15 protein-coding genes and 1 tRNA gene are annotated in these 17,473 nt (G+C 61.5%); 12 read left to right on the top strand and 4 right to left on the bottom strand.

Annotated elements, in window-relative coordinates:
• Positions 1 to 80: 80 nt before the first annotated feature.
• Both TU79_RS11570 and TU79_RS11565 read left to right on the top strand, forming a co-directional pair.
• Complete coding sequence (locus tag TU79_RS11570; protein WP_057008093.1) at positions 81 to 1,265, top strand: thiolase family protein; 1,185 nt, start codon at positions 81 to 83, stop codon at positions 1,263 to 1,265.
• 295 nt (positions 1,266 to 1,560) lie between these two features.
• Complete coding sequence (locus TU79_RS11565) at positions 1,561 to 2,517, top strand: DMT family transporter (protein WP_057008092.1); 957 nt, start codon at positions 1,561 to 1,563, stop codon at positions 2,515 to 2,517.
• Positions 2,518 to 2,848: 331 nt separating this feature from the next.
• Here TU79_RS11565 and TU79_RS11560 read toward each other — a convergent pair whose 3' ends face one another.
• A complete protein-coding gene (locus TU79_RS11560) occupies positions 2,849 to 4,237 on the bottom strand; it encodes a class II fumarate hydratase (protein ID WP_057008091.1) in 1,389 nt (462 codons plus the stop codon).
• A gap of 192 nt (positions 4,238 to 4,429) precedes the next feature.
• Here TU79_RS11560 and TU79_RS11555 point away from each other — a divergent pair, with 192 nt between their 5' ends.
• From TU79_RS11555 to TU79_RS11525, 7 genes are all read left to right on the top strand, one after another.
• Positions 4,430 to 4,948, top strand: coding sequence for a DUF2059 domain-containing protein (locus TU79_RS11555; RefSeq protein ID WP_003236690.1), 519 nt, complete (start codon positions 4,430 to 4,432; stop codon positions 4,946 to 4,948).
• A 6-nt stretch (positions 4,949 to 4,954) separates the two neighbouring features.
• A complete protein-coding gene (locus TU79_RS11550; protein ID WP_057008090.1) occupies positions 4,955 to 5,248 on the top strand; it encodes a BolA family protein in 294 nt (97 codons plus the stop codon).
• A gap of 102 nt (positions 5,249 to 5,350) precedes the next feature.
• Complete coding sequence (gene trhO, locus TU79_RS11545) at positions 5,351 to 6,292, top strand: oxygen-dependent tRNA uridine(34) hydroxylase TrhO (RefSeq protein WP_057008089.1); 942 nt, start codon at positions 5,351 to 5,353, stop codon at positions 6,290 to 6,292.
• Positions 6,293 to 6,295: 3 nt separating this feature from the next.
• On the top strand, positions 6,296 to 6,931 hold the full coding sequence (locus tag TU79_RS11540; protein ID WP_057008088.1) for a DsbA family protein: 636 nt from the start codon (positions 6,296 to 6,298) through the stop codon (positions 6,929 to 6,931).
• A gap of 1 nt (position 6,932) precedes the next feature.
• Complete coding sequence (locus TU79_RS11535; RefSeq protein WP_162276095.1) at positions 6,933 to 8,726, top strand: ABC transporter ATP-binding protein; 1,794 nt, start codon at positions 6,933 to 6,935, stop codon at positions 8,724 to 8,726.
• Between the two features lie 71 nt (positions 8,727 to 8,797).
• Positions 8,798 to 11,260, top strand: a complete 2,463-nt coding sequence (locus TU79_RS11530; protein ID WP_057008086.1) for an EAL domain-containing protein — start codon at positions 8,798 to 8,800, stop codon at positions 11,258 to 11,260.
• 78 nt (positions 11,261 to 11,338) lie between these two features.
• Positions 11,339 to 12,106 (top strand): iron-containing redox enzyme family protein, encoded by a 768-nt coding sequence (locus TU79_RS11525; protein ID WP_414896205.1) that lies wholly within the window; start codon positions 11,339 to 11,341, stop codon positions 12,104 to 12,106.
• A 21-nt stretch (positions 12,107 to 12,127) separates the two neighbouring features.
• Here TU79_RS11525 and TU79_RS11520 read toward each other — a convergent pair whose 3' ends face one another.
• Positions 12,128 to 13,054 carry a GGDEF domain-containing protein gene (locus tag TU79_RS11520; RefSeq protein WP_057008202.1) on the bottom strand — a complete coding sequence of 309 codons (927 nt, stop codon included), beginning with the start codon at positions 13,052 to 13,054 and terminating at the stop codon, positions 12,128 to 12,130.
• A gap of 167 nt (positions 13,055 to 13,221) precedes the next feature.
• Complete coding sequence (gene lldD, locus TU79_RS11515; protein WP_057008084.1) at positions 13,222 to 14,379, bottom strand: FMN-dependent L-lactate dehydrogenase LldD; 1,158 nt, start codon at positions 14,377 to 14,379, stop codon at positions 13,222 to 13,224.
• 97 nt (positions 14,380 to 14,476) lie between these two features.
• Here lldD and TU79_RS11510 point away from each other — a divergent pair, with 97 nt between their 5' ends.
• Together TU79_RS11510 and TU79_RS11505 are read left to right on the top strand one after the other, a co-directional pair.
• Positions 14,477 to 15,373, top strand: coding sequence for a LysR family transcriptional regulator (locus tag TU79_RS11510; protein WP_057008083.1), 897 nt, complete (start codon positions 14,477 to 14,479; stop codon positions 15,371 to 15,373).
• A gap of 60 nt (positions 15,374 to 15,433) precedes the next feature.
• Positions 15,434 to 15,509: transfer RNA gene (locus TU79_RS11505), tRNA-Asn, on the top strand.
• 41 nt (positions 15,510 to 15,550) lie between these two features.
• Here TU79_RS11505 and TU79_RS11500 read toward each other — a convergent pair.
• The gene (locus tag TU79_RS11500; protein ID WP_057008082.1) at positions 15,551 to 16,414 is read right to left on the bottom strand and encodes an ISL3 family transposase; all 864 of its coding nucleotides are present in this window, start codon (positions 16,412 to 16,414) and stop codon (positions 15,551 to 15,553) included.
• A gap of 194 nt (positions 16,415 to 16,608) precedes the next feature.
• Here TU79_RS11500 and TU79_RS11495 point away from each other — a divergent pair, with 194 nt between their 5' ends.
• Positions 16,609 to 17,403 carry a DNA/RNA non-specific endonuclease gene (locus TU79_RS11495; protein ID WP_057008081.1) on the top strand — a complete coding sequence of 265 codons (795 nt, stop codon included), beginning with the start codon at positions 16,609 to 16,611 and terminating at the stop codon, positions 17,401 to 17,403.
• The last annotated feature ends 70 nt before the right edge of the window (positions 17,404 to 17,473 follow it).

Genomic DNA, 17,473 nt, shown 5'->3' with positions numbered 1-17,473 from the left:
GGGTGAATGATCATCGCGGTGGGGCAGGTCTGGATCTATCCTCGATTGATCTGCCAACAACCACAAGATCGAGGTAGCCCATGCGTGAAGTAGTGATCGTCGACAGCGTGCGAACCGGCCTGGCCAAGTCCTTTCGCGGCAAGTTCAACCAGACTCGCCCGGATGACATGGCGGCCCATTGCGTCAACGCGCTGCTCACCCGCAACGGCATTGACCCGGCGACGGTGGAAGACTGCATCGTCGGCGCGGCCTCCAACGAAGGCGCCCAGGGCCAAAACATCGGGCGCAACGTGGCGGTGCTGTCGCGGTTGGGCACCGGTACGGCGGGGATGACGCTCAACCGCTTCTGTTCATCCGGTCTGCAGGCGATTGCCATGGCGGCCAACCAGATTGCCTCGGGCTGCAGCGAGATCATTGTCGCCGGCGGCGTCGAGTCCATCAGCCTGACCCTGAAGAGCATCAACACTGACAACCTGATCAACCCGTTGCTCAAGGAACAGGTGCCGGGCATCTATTTTCCCATGGGCCAGACCGCCGAAATCGTCGCGCGCCGCTACCACGTCAGCCGCCAAGCGCAGGACGCGTATGCGCTGCAAAGCCAGCAGCGCACCGCGCAGGCGCAAGCGGATGGCCTGTTCGATGATGAAATCGTGCCGATGGCGGTCAAGTACCGGGTCGAGGATAAGGACACGGGCGCGGTGCAGATCCTCGACGGTGTGGTCGACCGCGACGATTGCAACCGCCCCGACACCACCCTGACCAGCCTCAGTGGCTTGAAGCCGGTGTTTGCCGAAGACGGCTCGGTGACGGCGGGCAATGCGTCGCAGTTGTCCGATGGTGCATCGATGACCCTGGTGATGAGCCTGGAGAAAGCGCTGGCTCTGGGGCTCAACCCCAAGGCGTTTTTCCGTGGCTTTACCGTGGCCGGCTGCGAGCCCGACGAGATGGGCATCGGGCCGGTGTTCTCGGTGCCCAAACTGCTCAAGGCGAAAGGCTTGCAGGTGGCGGATATCGACCTGTGGGAGCTCAACGAAGCCTTCGCATCCCAGTGCCTGTATGCGCGTGACCGGCTGGAAATCGACAATGCCAGGTACAACGTCAATGGCGGCGCTATCGCTATCGGCCACCCGTTCGGCATGACCGGTTCGAGACAGGTGGGGCACCTGGTGCGTGAGCTGCAGCGGCGTGATCTGCGCTATGGCATCGTCACCATGTGCGTGGGCGGCGGCATGGGCGCGAGCGGACTCTTTGAAGCCGTGCGCTGAAGCCATGCGGGAGGCTCCGCCAAGTCTTCGACTTAGCGCTGTCGCGCAGCAAACTGGAGCCTCTGTGGCGAGCGGGCTTGCCCCGCGTTGGGGTGCGAAGCGCCCCCAATTCAGCAAAACGCGGTGTACCTGATACGGCAGCGCCTGGTTTTGGGGCTGCTGCGCAGTCCAACGCAGGACAAGCCTGCTCGCCACAGGGGATCTGCGCTTGACTGAACGGCATTAGGGCATAGCCCGATCTGTTTGCTTGGCCCTAGAATGCAGGCTCTTCTACCTCAGGCATTTGGGGCAACTCATGCACATCTCTTCCGGTCGCTGGGTCTACGGTTTTCTCCTGACCCTGCTGACTGCATTGCTCTGGGGCATTCTCCCGATCAAGCTCAAACAGGTCTTGCAGGTGATGGACCCGATCACCGTCACCTGGTTTCGCCTGATGGTGGCCGGCGGTTGCCTCTTCATCTACCTGGCGGCGACCCGGCGTTTGCCCAGTTTGAAGGTGCTGGGCCCCAGGGGCGGCGTCTTGGTAGCAATGGCCGTGTGCGGACTGGTGGGCAACTACGTGCTGTACCTGGTGGGCCTGAAGATGCTCAGCCCCGGCACCGCGCAACTGGTGGTACAGATGGGGCCAATCTTTCTGATGGTCGCCAGTGTGTTTGTGTTCAAGGAGCGCTTCAGCCTGGGGCAAGGCTTGGGGTTGGTCGTGTTGATTGTGGGTTTCGGGTTGTTCTTCAATCAGCGCCTGGCGGAGTTGCTCACGTCCATGGGCACTTATACGGCCGGGGTGTTGACGGTGCTGCTGGCGACCACGATCTGGGTGTTTTACGCGCTGGGGCAGAAGCAGTTGCTGACGGTGTGGAATTCGCTGCAGGTGATGATGGTGATTTATCTGTTTTGCGCGGCGTTGTTGACGCCGTGGGCGCAGCCGCTGGAGGCGTTGGCGTTGAGTCCGTTGCAGGGGGGGTTGTTGCTGGCGTGCTGCATGAACACGTTGGTGGCGTATGGGGCGTTTGCGGAGGCGCTGGCGCACTGGGAGGCTTCCCGGGTGAGTGCGACCTTGGCGTTGACGCCGTTGGTGACGTTTGTGGCGGTGGCGTTGGCGGCGTGGTGGTGGCCTGGGTTTGTGCAGGCTGAGGAGATTAATGCGGTGGGGTATTTTGGGGCGTTGGTGGTGGTGATGGGGTCGGCGATGGTTGCTTTGGCGCCTTCTTTGATTGCGGGGCTCAGGGCTCGTCGGTTAAGACTGGCTTCCTAATGTGGGAGGGGGCTTGCTCCCTATGGCGGCTTTATTGTGTACATATCCGTTGCTGCGGTTATGGCGGCTAGTGGTTCCGCCCTTACGGCGGGTCACTTTTTGAAGAGCGCAAAAAGTAACCGAAAACGCTTCGCCCCACCACTCGGCACCTCGCTCAGGCTCGGTGTGCCCGAACACAGGCTTGAATCCGTGGGCCGCCGCAATGGGCCATCCCTGGCCCAGTGCGGCTAACCCGGCGTCCTGCCGGGTTACCCACGGATTCAAGCCTGCGTTCGGCCAGCGTGGTTGACGGGGCGCCTGAGATCAAGATCAAGAGCGGATCAAGGGCTTTTTAATGGCCGGCTTCCAGCATGTTTTCAGGGCGTACCCATTTGTCGAATTCTTCGTCGGTGAGGTAGCCCAGGTCCAGTGCGGCCTGGCGTAGGGTCAGGCCTTCGGCATAGGCTTTTTTGGCGATCTGTGCGGACTTGTCGTAGCCGATGTGCGGGTTCAGCGCGGTGACGAGCATCAGGCCGCGTTCCAGGTGTTCGGCCATTTGTTCGGCGTCCGGTTCCAGGCCGGCGATGCAGTGTTCCTGGAAGTTGTTGCAGCCGTCGGCCAGCAGGCGGATAGATTCGAGCAGGTTGTGGATGATCACCGGCTTGTACACGTTGAGCTGCAGGTGGCCCTGGCTAGCGGCGATGCCGATGGTGACGTCGTTGCCCAGCACCTGGCAGGCCAGCATCGACAGGGCTTCGCACTGGGTGGGGTTGACCTTGCCGGGCATGATCGAGCTGCCGGGTTCGTTGGCCGGCAGTTTGACTTCGGCCAGGCCGGCGCGGGGGCCGGAGCCGAGCAGGCGCAGGTCGTTGGCGATTTTCATCAGGGCCACGGCCAGGGTTTTCAGCGCGCCGTGCAGGGTCACCAAGGGCTCGTGGCCGGAGAGGGCGGCGAATTTGTTCGGCGCGGTCACGAACGGCAAGCCGGAAAGGGCAGCCAGCTCGGCGGCGATCGCTTCGCCAAAACCATGGGGCGAGTTGAGCCCGGTGCCGACGGCAGTGCCGCCCTGGGCCAGCTCGCACACGGCGGGCAGCGCGCTGCGGATGGCGCGTTCGGCGTAGTCGAGCTGGGCGATGAAGGCCGAGAGCTCCTGGCCGAAGGTGATCGGCGTGGCGTCCATCATGTGGGTGCGGCCGGTCTTGACCAGCTTCATGTGTCGCGCCGCCAGTTCCGCCAGGCCGCCGGACAATACGGTGATTGCCGGCAGCAATTGTTCGTGTACCGCTTTTACGGTGGCGATGCTCATGGCGGTGGGGAAGCAGTCGTTGGAGCTCTGGGAGCGGTTCACATGATCGTTGGGATGCACCGGGCTCTTGCCGCCACGGTTGTTGCCGGCCAGTTCGTTGGCGCGCCCGGCGATCACTTCGTTGGCGTTCATGTTGCTCTGAGTGCCGCTGCCGGTCTGCCATACCACCAGCGGGAACTGGTCGTCGTGGTTGCCGGCGAGCACCTCGTCGGCGGCCTGCTCGATCAGGCGGGCGATGTCGGCGGGCAGGTCGCCGTTGCGGTCGTTGACCCGCGCGGCGGCTTTCTTGATCAGGGCCAGGGCGTGCAACACCGCCAGCGGCATGCGTTGCTCGCCGATGGCGAAATTCACCAGCGAACGTTGGGTCTGGGCGCCCCAGTAAGCATCATCCGGGACGTTAACGTCTCCCAGGCTGTCGGTTTCGATACGGCTCATTCGGGCACTCTCCTTGAAGTCAGTCAGCGCAGTTTAGGCCGTGATGGGCCTGGGGGGTTCCATAAAAGACTTTTCATCGGATTAAGCGGCGCTGATCCTTGTCCGACAGGGCCTGGGGTTGAGCCGCGAGGTTTTTTAGGCGCAGAATGGTCGCCCTTGGGGTTTTACCTCGCCTGTAGAAAAGGAAACTCGATGACTCGTCTTCGTGCCATCTGTACCGCGGTTGCTCTGGTTTGCGCCAGCGGCCAGGTTTTTGCCGATACCGCCAGCCACAACGCCAGTGCCGAAGCCTTCCTTACCCTGGCCCATGCCGACAAGCTGGGCACCCCGGTGTACATGCAAGTGCAGCAAATGTTCGCCCAGCGTTTCGAACAGACCAAGGCGCCTGCCGCCAAGCAGTCCGTGCTGGACAGCTACCAGGCCAAGGCCAACGCCGCGCTCGACCAGGCCATCGGCTGGCCGAAGCTGAAACCCGACATGGTCAAGCTCTACACCACCAACTTCAGCGAGTCCGAGCTCAAGGACCTGGTTGCGTTCTACCAGTCGCCGCTGGGCAAGAAGGTGCTGGAAAAAATGCCGCAGCTGACTCAGCAATCGGCCCAGATGACCCAGGCCAAACTGGAAAGCGCCGTGCCGGTGGTGAACAAGCTGTTGGAAGACATGACCAACGAGCTGACGCCCAAAGCCGCCGCACCGGCCAAGAAGAAGTAAGCAGGCATGACCATGCAACAGCGTATCGAAACCGCGCTCGCCGTCCTGAGCCCGCAACACCTGAGCGTGCTGGATGAAAGCCACATGCACAGCCGTGGGTTGCAGACCCACTTCAAGGCCGTGCTGGTCAGCCAGCAGTTCGAGGGGCTCAACCGCGTCAAGCGCCACCAGACGGTCTACGCCACCCTGGGTGACCTGATGAGCGAGTTTCATGCGCTGGCGCTGCATACCTACACGCCTGAAGAATGGGCGAAAATCGACGCAGCCCCGGCCTCGCCGACCTGCGCCGGCGGACATTGACGGGTTTTCCCTGATAGAATCCGCAACGCGCCGCTCAGTCGGCGCGTTTTTTTTGGCATCCGGTTCACCCCTTACGAGGGTAGCCACCTGGAGAGAACACCCATGACCCACCCCATCGTCGTGGCGGCACTGTACAAGTTCGTCACTCTCGAAGATTACGTCGCCCTGCGCGAGCCACTGCTGCAGGCAATGGTCGACAACGGCATCAAGGGCACCCTGCTGATTGCCGAAGAGGGCATCAACGGCACCGTATCCGGCAGCCGCGAAGGCATTGACGGCCTGATGGCCTGGTTGAAGCAAGACCCGCGCATGGTCGACATCGACCACAAAGAGTCCTACTGCGACGACCAGCCGTTCTACCGCACCAAGGTCAAGCTCAAGAAAGAGATCGTGACCCTGGGCGTCGAAGGCGTCGACCCGAACAAAAAGGTCGGCACCTACGTTGAACCGCAGGACTGGAATGCGCTGATCAGCGACCCCGAGGTGCTGTTGATCGACACCCGCAACGACTACGAAGTGTCCATCGGCACCTTCGAAGGCGCGATTGACCCGAAGACCACCAGCTTTCGCGAGTTTCCCGACTACATCAAAGCCCACTTCGACCCGGCCATACACAAGAAAGTCGCGATGTTCTGCACCGGCGGCATTCGCTGCGAGAAGGCTTCCAGCTTCATGCTCGGCGAGGGTTTCGATGAGGTCTACCACCTCAAGGGCGGCATCCTCAAGTACCTCGAAGAAGTGCCGCAGGCAGAAACCAAATGGCAAGGCGACTGCTTTGTGTTCGACAACCGGGTGACCGTGCGCCACGACCTCAGCGAAGGCGACTACGATCAGTGTCACGCCTGCCGCACACCGGTCAGCGTCGAGGACCGTGCGTCCGAGCACTATGTGGCCGGCATCAGTTGCCCGCATTGCTGGGATAAGCTGCCGGAGAAAACCCGTCGCAGCGCCATCGACCGGCAGAAGCAGATCGAGCTGGCCAAGGCTCGCAACCTGCCGCATCCGATTGGCTTCAACTACAAGCAAACCCCCTCCGAGGCCTGACCCATGTCCGCGCGCCTGCTCTATGTGATGGACCCGATGTGTTCCTGGTGCTGGGGCTTTGCCCCGGTGGCGCAGGCACTGGTTGAGCAGGCCCAGGCGGCCGGCGTGGACGTGCACCTGGTGGTGGGCGGCCTGCGTACCGGCAGCGGCGCGGCGCTGGAGCCGACCACTCGGCGCTACATCCTTGAACACTGGCAGGCCGTCACCGACGCCACCGGCCAGCCGTTCAAACGCGAAGGGGCCTTGCCCGACGGCTTTGTCTACGACACCGAACCTGCCTGCCGCGCCATCGTCACCGCGCGCAGCCTGGCGCCGGATTGCGCGTGGATCCTGCTGGGGCTGATCCAGCGGGCGTTTTATGTCGAGGGCCGCGATGTGACCCTGGCCAGCGTGCTGGTGGCGTTGGCCGAACAGGCGGGCATCCCGCGCATCGAGTTTGCCGGTGCTTTCGACCGTGCCGAGCAGCATGCGGCGACGGCGGCGGATTTCAGCTGGGTGCAGGACCTGGGCATCGCCGGTTTCCCGACGTTGCTGGCCGAGCGCGATGGCCAGTTGGCCTTGCTGACCAACGGCTACCAGCCGTTGTCCGAGCTTTCGCCATTGTTGAGTCGATGGCTGGAGCGAGCCACCAGTGCCTGAGCTGCCTCCTCGCACTGACCGCCTGACCTGGGCGGAAATTCGCCGCCTGGCCCTGCGTCACAAGAAATCCCTGTGGATCGCCAATGGCGTTGCCGTGCTGGCGACCCTGTGCAGCGTGCCGATTCCCCTGCTGCTGCCGCTGCTGGTCGACGAAGTGCTGCTGGGCAGCGGCGATGCCGCGCTCAAGGTGATGAACCACGCATTGCCTCTGGGGTGGCAAAAAGCTGCCGGCTACATCGGCCTGATGCTGCTGGTGACCCTGACCCTGCGCTGTGGCGCGCTGGTGTTCAACGTGGTGCAGGCGCGGCTGTTTGCGCGGTTGGCCAAGGACATCGTGTACCGCATCCGCGTGCGCCTGATCGAACGGCTCAAGCGCATCTCCCTCGGCGAATACGAAAGCCTGGGCAGCGGCACCGTGACCACGCACCTGGTCACCGACCTGGATACTCTGGACAAATTCGTCGGCGAAACCCTCAGCCGTTTTCTGGTGGCAATGCTGACGCTGGTGGGCACCTCGGCGATTCTGGTGTGGATGCATTGGCAGCTGGCGCTGTTGATTCTGCTGTTCAACCCGCTGGTGATCTACTTCACGGTGCAGTTGGGCAAGCGCGTCAAGCACCTCAAGAAGCTGGAGAACGACAGCACCTCGCGCTTCACCCAGGCGCTCACCGAAACCCTCGACGCCATTCAGGAAGTGCGCGCCGGCAATCGCCAGGGCTTCTTTCTTGGACGCCTGGGCCAGCGCGCCATGGAAGTGCGTGACTACGCGATCCACTCGCAATGGAAAACCGACGCCTCCAGCCGCGCCAGTGGCCTGTTGTTCCAGTTCGGTATCGATATTTTCCGCGCGGCGGCGATGCTCACGGTGCTGTTTTCCGATCTGTCCATCGGCCAGATGCTCGCTGTGTTCAGCTACCTGTGGTTCATGATCGGTCCGGTGGAACAGTTGCTGAACCTGCAATACGCCTACTATGCAGCGGGCGGTGCGCTCACGCGGATCAACGAGCTGCTCGCGCGTGCCGACGAGCCGCAGTACGCCGGCGGCGAAGACCCGTTCAGCGGGCATGAGACGGTCGGTATCGACGTGCGCGGCGTTGATTTTGGCTACGGCGAAGACCTGGTGCTGAACCAGTTGAACCTGACCATCGCGCCCGGTGAAAAGGTCGCGATTGTCGGCGCCAGCGGCGGCGGCAAAAGTACCCTGGTGCAACTGCTGCTCGGGCTGTACACGGCGCAGGCCGGCAGCATCCGGTTCGGCGGTGCAACCCAGCAGGCCATTGGCCTTGAAACCATCCGCGAAAACGTGGCGGTGGTGCTGCAGCATCCGGCGCTGTTCAACGACACGGTGCGCGCCAATCTCACCATGGGCCGCGAGCGTAGTGACGAGGCCTGCTGGCAGGCCCTGGAAATTGCTCAACTGGATCTGACCGTCAAGGCCCTGCCCCTGGGGCTGGACAGTGTGGTGGGGCGCTCCGGTGTGCGCTTCTCCGGCGGGCAGCGCCAGCGGCTGGCAATCGCGCGCATGGTGCTGGCCGAACCCAAGGTGGTGATACTCGACGAGGCCACCTCGGCGCTGGACGCGGCCACCGAGTACAACCTGCATCAGGCGCTGGCGCGATTTCTCAGCGGGCGTACTACACTGATCATCGCCCACCGTCTGTCGGCGGTGAAGCAAGCTGATCGAGTATTGGTCTTTGATGACGGTCACATTGCCGAAGACGGCGACCATCAGCAGTTGATCGCGGATGGCGGGCTTTACGCCAAACTTTACGGGCACCTGCAACAAGTGCGTTGAATTGGCCTAGGCTGAGCTATCGGAAGCGGATTTTCGCGTGCTTACCCAGCCGTGCATGTGCAAGGGACTTCATGAAGCAAAAGCGGACTCTAGGAACGCCACGGCTGCTGGGCATCGTCTGGCCCTTCATTGCCGTCGTACTGTTTCAGGCACTGTTGGGCTGTCTCAGCCTGTATGTGCTGTCGGCGGTGCGTGGTTATGTGGCGGGTGAAAGCTTGTGGTCCAAAGGCCAGAAGGACGCTATCTATTACCTGACGCTCTATGCCGACAACCGCGATGCGGCCACTTACCTCAAATATCAGCAGGCTATTGCCGTACCCCAGGGCGGGCATGAACTGCGCATCGCGCTCGACCAGCCCGTGCCGGATGTCGAGGCTGCGCGCCAGGGCATCCTCAAGGGTGGCAATCACCCGGACGATGCCTCCAGCCTGATCTGGCTGTACCTTAACTTTCGTCATTTCAGCTACCTGGAAAAAGCCATCGAGCTGTGGACGGTGGGCGATGGCTACCTGCTGCAACTGGATGACCTGGCGCGCTCGATGCACCGCGCAATCAACAGCGGCCAGGTCAGCGATGAGGACGTGCGGCGCTGGAAGGCGCATATTTTTGCGGTCAACGACGGAGTGACGCCGGCGGCCATGGCCTTCAGCGATGCCTTGGGTGAGGGATCGCGGATGATCCTGCGGCTGCTGGTGATCACCAACCTGGCCACGGCCCTGGTGTTGATCGCGCTGGCGCTGCTGCGCACGCACAAGCTGCTGACCCAGCGCCATGCGTTCGCCGATGCGCTGCAACTGGAAAGGGAGCGCGCGCAGATCACCCTGGAATCGATCGGCGACGGCGTCATCACCACCGATGTCGACGGTGCGATCACTTATCTGAACCCGGCTGCCGAAGCGCTCACCCACTGGACCTCGGCCAAGGCCCAGGGTTTGCCGCTGGCAGCGTTGTTCAAATTGCTGGACGAAAACCCCGAGCCCGACGGTTTGACCCTGATCGAGCACATCGTCAAGGGCCAGCTCAGTGGTGGCAGTGATCATTCCACGCTGATCCAGCGCCTGGACGGCAGCACCGTCTCGGTGACCCTGGTGGGGGCACCGATCCTCAGCGCGGGCAAGGTCAGCGGCGCCGTGCTGGTGCTGCACGACATGACCCAGGAGCGCCAATACATCGCCAACCTGTCCTGGCAGGCGACCCACGACGCCTTGACCGGGCTGGCCAACCGGCGCGAATTCGAGTACCGCCTGGAGCAGGTGTTGCAGCAGGCGGGGCGCCAACCCAACGCACGGCACGCCTTGATGTTCCTTGATCTGGACCAGTTCAAGCTGGTCAATGACACCTGCGGGCATGCGGCCGGCGACGAGCTGCTGCGGCACATCTGCGCGCTGCTGCAATCGGACCTGCGCGGGGAAGACACCCTGGCGCGGCTGGGGGGAGACGAGTTCGGCATCCTGCTGGAGAATTGTCCGGCACCGGTGGCGGAAAAGATCGCCGAAAGCCTGCGCCATACCGTGCAAAGCCTGCATTTTGTGTGGAAGGGCCGGCCGTTCATGACCACCGTGAGCATCGGCCTGGTGCATATCACCAGCACGCCGACCACCCTGGAAACCTCGCTGCGCACCGCCGACATGGCGTGCTACATGGCCAAGGAAAAAGGCCGCAACCGTGTGCAGGTCTACCACGCCGACGATTCCGAGCTGTCCATGCGTTTTGGCGAAATGGCCTGGGTACAGCGCCTGCACATGGCTCTGGAAGAAGATCGCTTTTGCCTGTACGCCCAGGAAATTGCGCCGCTGGGTCAAACGGAGGGTGGCAGTGGCCACATTGAGATCCTGCTGCGCCTGCACGATGAAACCGGCCGCATCATCCTGCCGGACAGTTTCATTCCGGCGGCCGAACGTTACGGGCTGATGACGTCTCTGGATCGCTGGGTGGTGGAAAACGTGTTCAAGATCATTGCCCGTTGCCTGCATGAGCGGCCAGGCCGGCCCATGGCGATGTGTGCGATCAATCTGTCAGGCATCACCATTGGCGATGATGATTTTCTCGGTTTTTTACGTGAGAAATTCAACACTTACAGTATTCCGCCGGAAATGATTTGTTTTGAAATAACCGAGACAAGTGCTATTGCCAATTTGGGCAGTGCAATTCGCTTTATTAATGAACTCAAAGCCTTAGGTTGCCACTTCTCCCTCGACGACTTTTGCGCCGGAATGTCCTCATTCGCTTATCTGAAACATTTACCTGTAGACTTCCTGAAGATCGATGGAAGTTTCGTAAAGGATATGCTGGACGACCCGATTAACCGTGCCATGGTCGAAGTGATCAATCACATCGGCCATGTCATGGGTAAGCGCACAATTGCCGAGTTTGTGGAGACACCCCAGATCGAACAGGCGTTACTGGAGATTGGTGTGGATTACGCTCAGGGCTACCTGATTGAACGCCCGCAATTGTTTACCTTCGATAGCTTGCAGTGCCGACCCGCGCGGCCGCAGCCACTGTTATTCAAGGCGCCCGGCACATTCCGCTGAAACATTTGCTGGTCTGTACAATCACACTTAAAAAGGAGCCCTACAGTGATCGACACATTCAACCGAACCGGCCCGCTTATGGAAGCCTCAAGTTACCCCACCTGGGCGCAACAGCTGATCCAGGACTGTAGCGAGAGCAAGCGCCGGGTTGTCGAACACGAACTGTACCAGCGCATGCGCGACAATACGCTCAGCGCCAAAACCATGCGTCACTACCTGATCGGTGGCTGGCCGGTGGTGGAACAGTTTGCCTTGTACATGGCACAAAACCTCACCAAAACCAAGTTCGCGCGCCATCCTGGGGAGGACATGGCGCGACGTTGGCTGATGCGCAATATTCGTGTGGAGCTCAACCACGCCGACTATTGGGTCCATTGGGCGCGCGCCCATGGCGTCAGCCTCGAAGAGCTGCAGGCGCAGAACGTGTCGCCGGAGTTGCACGCGCTGAGCCATTGGTGCTGGCACACCAGTTCCTCCGACGCGTTGATCGTTGCGATTGCCGCCACCAACTATGCGATCGAGGGGGCGACCGGGGAGTGGTCGGCCGTGGTGTGTTCAACCGGCGTCTATGCGGCGGCCTTTCCCGAGGAAGACCGCAAACGGGCGATGAAGTGGTTGAAGATGCATGCCCAGTACGACGATGCTCACCCATGGGAAGCGCTTGAGATCATCTGCACCCTGGCCGGGATGAACCCGACCAGAGCCCTGCAGGAAGAGCTGCGCCAGGCCGTATGCAAGAGCTACGACTACATGTACCTGTTCCTGGAAAGCTGCATGCGTCTGGAGAGAGAAACAGCGCCCGTGGCAGCCCGCGAACGTCCGGTACGGGTGGCCAGCGAAGCGTGATGTAAACCCAGTGGCGGGGCCTTACCCCGCCATTGCCAGACGGTTGCGACCTTCTCGCTTGGCAACATACAAGGCGTTGTCGGCGCGGCGCAGCAGGCTCTCGGCGGATTCGGCCGCCAACAACGTTGAACAACCCAGGCTCACCGTCAGATCGATCCGGGTACCGTCCGCCCGATAATCCTCGGCCTGTGCCGCCTGGCGCAGCCGCTCGCCGACCATCGCAGCCGCCTCCCGGCGGGTGTTGGAGAGCAGGATCAGAAACTCTTCCCCGCCATACCTGAACACCATGTCCACATTACGCAACTGCCCCTTGATCGAGGCCGCCACTGCGCGCAGCACCTTGTCGCCAGCGCTGTGGCCGTGGGTGTCGTTGATGTGCTTGAAGTGGTCGATGTCCAGCATCAGCAGCGACAGTGGATGCTGATGCCGACGCGCCATGCCGATTTCGCGCTGCAGGGTCTGGTCCATGGCGATGCGGTTGCCCGTCTGGGTCAGCGGGTCGCGCAGCGCACTGCGTGTGGCGGCGCGGTAGAGCAGGGCGTTGCGCATTGGGTAGAGCAGGGTGGACAGCAGGGATTCGAGCTGCCCCAACTCTTCCTCGGTCAGGCGCTGATGACGGCGCAACACCAGTTCGCCCAGAGCCTCACCCTCGTGGCTGAGGATGTAACTCACCGAGTGATGGCCGCGCTGGCCGAACTCCAGGCGCAGGTCGCTGGCCGGGTGGCGATAGACCATCGCATCGAGGGGCACCAGACGCTGTATCTCGCGAAAGAACAGACCCAGAATGCGTTCCGGTTCCAGACTGGTTTGCAGATGCTGCCCCAGTTGCTGGCGCAGTTGAGCCAGAGTGACGGGACGATGCGGCAGCGGCGAAGGCTGACCGAAGCCCAGGCGTTGCAGCTTGGCGCTGTCGAAGTCGATTGCGTGGGTCTGGGCAGGTGTTTTCATCAGCAATCGGCCTCTCAGCACTGGAACATCTTACGGGCTAAGCCAGCGTGGCGAGTGCCATTACTTGACTTGCTTGGGGAGTGTTAGAGCGAGATTCATGCCAATTCGTTTAATTAAAAAAAACGCCTTACAAATCAACGGCGGCTGCTACAGGCGAAAACAGTCGCCTAAGTGTCACGCCGGTTATTTGGCTGATGCACCAGGAGGGTGTGATCAATCTGCTCAATCGACGTCACGCCGGTCAGCGTCATGGCCACGCGCATTTCCCTGGCGAAGATGTCCAGCAGATTTTCCACGCCATGCTGGCCATCGGCAGCCAGCGCATAGGCAGTGGCGCGCCCCAGCAGGCAGGCCTTGGCACCCAGGGCCAGCATGCGCACCACGTCAAGACCGGAGCGAATGCCCGAGTCCACCAGCACCGTCAGCTCGTCGCCCACCGCGTCGGCAATCGGCGGCAGCGCCCTGGCGGTGGACAGCACGCCATCGAGCTGCCGCCCGCCATGGTTGGACACCACGATGCCGTCCGCGCCAAAGATCACCGCGTCCCTGGCATCCTGCGGGTCGAGGATGCCCTTGATGATCATCGGGCCTTTCCAGGCGTCGCGTATCCACTCCAGGTCTTTCCAACTGATAGACGGGTCGAAATTGTTGGCCAGCCAGCCCATGTAATCTTCCAGGTGCGTGGGTTTGCCAAGGTACTTGGAGATGTTGCCCAAGTCGTGGGGGCGGCCCATCAACCCCACATCGAACGCCCACTGCGGCTTGGTGATGGCCTGCAACAGCCTGCGCTGAGCGGCGTACGGCCCGGACATGCCCGAGTGCGCGTCACGGTAACGGGCACCGGGTGTGGGCATGTCGACGGTAAACACCAGGGTGGTCACGCCGGCAGCCTGCGCGCGCTCCAGGGCGTTGCGCATGAAGCCGCGGTCCTTGAGCACATAGAGCTGAAACCAGAGGGGTTGCGAACTGTGCGACGCCACTTCCTCAATCGAACACACCGACACCGTCGACAGGCAGAAGGGAATGCCCTTGTTGGCCGCCGCCCTGGCCGCCTGCACTTCACCGCGCCGCGCAAACATGCCGGTCAGCCCCACCGGGCTCAGGATCACCGGCAAGGCATGTTCCTGGCCGAACAACGAGGTGGTGAGGCTCAGGTTTTCGACATTGCGCAGTACCCGCTGGCGCAGGCCGATGTCGGTCAGGTCCGAGCAGTTGGCGCGCAGCGTGTGCTCGGCGTAGGCGCCGCCGTCGATGTAGTCGAACAGAAAGCGCGGCAACTTTCGCTTGGCGGCGGCGCGGTAATCGGAAGCAGACGAGATGATCATGGGCGGTGTCTCCGGCAGGATGCGTTAACCATAGGCAAAGATCTGGCATGATAAAAACAACTTTTATCACTACACCCCAGTCGCAAAAGGAATGCCGATGAACCTGCGTACATTGCGGGCCTTTGTTGAAGTGGTGCGTCAGGGAGGGTTCTCCCAGGCGGCCGAGGTGGTGTCCCTTACCCAGTCCACCGTAAGCAAGGCGGTCAAGACCCTGGAAGAGGAATTGGGCATGCCGCTGCTCAATCGTCTCGGTCACCGCAACGAGCTCACCGCCGCTGGCGAAATGACCTACCGCCACGCGCTGGCGCTGCTCGCCGAACACGCCAACCTTGTGGCCGAGATCCACGATTTGCGCGGTCTCAAGCGCGGCGTATTGCGCATCGGGTTGCCGCCGGTGGGCTGCGGCCTGCTGTTTGCGAACATGTTTGCGATTTATCGCAGCCGCTACCCGGACATCGAGATCGAGCTGACCGAATACGGCAGCAAGAAACTGCGCGAATGCCTGCAAGCCGGTGAGGTCGACCTCGCGGCACTGCTGTTGCCCGTGGATGAAGGCTTCGACTATCAGCCCGTACGCAACGAACCCTTGATCGCCGTCCTGCCGGTCAGCCATCCTCTGGCGCTGCGCAAGCGCATCGACTTCACGGATCTGGCGGACTCACCGTTCATTCTCTTTGAAGCCGGCTTCGCCCTGAACGCCAAGATCCTCGCTGCCTGTGAGCGCAAAGGTGTGACGCCCAAGGTCACCGCGCGCAGCGGCCAGATCGACTTCATCGTCGACCTGGTCGCCGCCGGTCTCGGTGTCGCCTTTCTTCCGCGCATGCTTGCGCACAAGCACCAGCACGCTGGCATTGCTCTGGTCCACCTCGACGAACCGCAAACGGACTGGCACATCGCCCTGGCTTGGCGCAGCAGCGCACACTTGCCGCCGGCGGCGCGGGCCTGGCTGGATCTGGCCGCGCAACAGCAGCTTTCTGCAGGCCATCCGCTTTAAACCTGGCAGTCAGCAGGGCAGGGTTGACTTCTTCTTTTTAATCAGTAACATACGGCGCATTCCGCGATAGCTCAGTTGGTAGAGCAAATGACTGTTAATCATTGGGTCCCTGGTTCGAGTCCAGGTCGTGGAGCCAGATAGGAAAAACCTGCAGCGATGCAGGCTTTTTTTGGTTCTTCACGGATTACCGGGAAAGACGTTCTTGATCTTCATGAAAAAGAATTCGCTATCCCGGTAACCGTACGCCATCCGCTTGATGACCTTTATTCGATTGTTTATTCCTTCCAACTGACCCGTATGCATCGGCCAGCGAACCCGGCTGACGATGCCCCGCCAGTAACCCTTTAGCCGTTTGGCAAACTGGATCAGAGGTGGTATCTCGCTTTCATGAGCATGATGCAGCCATTGCTGCCAGGCTGATCGCCAGCCCCAGGCGCTGCTAGGTGCCCAAAGCGTTTTGAGTTCAGCCTTCATTAGATAGACTGTCATCAATGCCCCGCCGATCCATAGCACTCGTCGTGTATCGGCATCCAACACCACACTGGCGTAGCGATGCCCTTTGAACAGCGCGAATTCATCCATCACCAGGCGTCGTGGTTGCGCCTTCGGCAGCGTGGCCAACGCCGCCTGTAAGGCTCGACGCTCCAGCAACCGAACGGTGTCCCAATGCAGCCCAAACATCTGGGCCACGTGCAGGGTGGGAAGTCGCTCGCAGGCTTGAATGACCGCATCGGCCAAGCGACGCGTCATGCGGGCATAGCGATCCAGCCAACTGACGGCCTCCATCCGTTTGCCACAGTCGCGGCAACCAACACGCCTGAGCAAAACGCTGAGGCGCACCGCACGACCGAGAATGGGTAGATCACGAATCACTCGCTCGCAATACTCATGAGTGGTTGAACAGGTTTTTTGGCACCCTCCGCAGGAAGGGAAGCGGGTGGTGTGGGGTGTGAGATCGATCTGGAGACCGTCACCATCAGGCTTGATGTTGACGACAGAAAAACCCTCCCAAAAGGGAAGGAAAGTATTAATATCGCGCATAAGAACGCCGGTTTGTTAGATGTGTTTGCTCGCACGAACATCATCAATCAAATCGGCGTTCTTGTTTCTGTGTTTCCCGGGATTCCGTGAAGAACCTTTTTTGCCTGGGATTTGCCGAAGGCAACAGACCAGACCGGACAGGCACTAAAGTGAAAAAGGGCGGTCAACAGGCCCCCACTTTCAAGATATGAAACATGCACTTACGTATTATTGCCGTCGCCTTGTCCGCCCTGGTTTGCCTCGCGCCCGTTGCTCAGGCCCGCAACCTGTCGGCCCTCTACTCGAGCGACGAAAAGCGCCTGTCCTTTGACAGCTGCGCCGACCTGTTCCCCGCCGCACCGATCAACACCGCCACCGTGCCTGCCAGCCTGAAACCGCTGGCGTTGTGTTCCGACAACTTTGCTGTGCTCTACTCGCAAACCAGCAAGACGCCGCTGGTGGTGGTCGAACGCCTCAACGCTGCCGTGTTGAAAGATGCCAAGGGCGAGGAGCGTACCAACCAGTTCTACGCCGATCCCCGCATCCCCAAAGGCGGTAGCGCGCAACTGAGTGACTACCACGCCCAGCACCCGGCGGTGGACCGTGGCCACCAGTCCCCGGCCGCCGACGCGCCGAACGCGCATGCCATGGCGCAGTCGTTCGCACTGTCGAACATGGTGCCGCAAGACCCCACCAACAACCGCAAAATCTGGAGCAAGGTCGAGGCCGACGTGCGCAAGTTCGCCGCGCGCGCGGGCGGCGATGTGTTCGTGTTCACCGGGCCGTTGTTCGACGCGGGCTACGGCACCATTGGCCGCAATAAGGTGTGGGTGCCGACGCGCCTGTTCAAACTGGTGTACGACGCCTCTTCCAAACGTGCCTGGGCCTATGTGCTGCCGAATTCGGAAACCCGCATTCAACGGCCGATGGATTACGACAGCTTCGTGAAGACCACCGGGCTGAAGTTGTTGGGCAATCTGCCGGTGAGCGGTTCGATAGGCCGTGGCTGATCGAGCGTCCCACTGTAGGAGCGGGTGAGCCGGCTGCCACGAAAAACGGCATACTGGCCGTCCTGCAATC

Source organism: Pseudomonas trivialis (assembly GCF_001439805.1).
GTDB lineage: Bacteria > Pseudomonadota > Gammaproteobacteria > Pseudomonadales > Pseudomonadaceae > Aquipseudomonas > Aquipseudomonas trivialis.
This window is presented reverse-complemented; position numbering and strand designations above follow the sequence as displayed.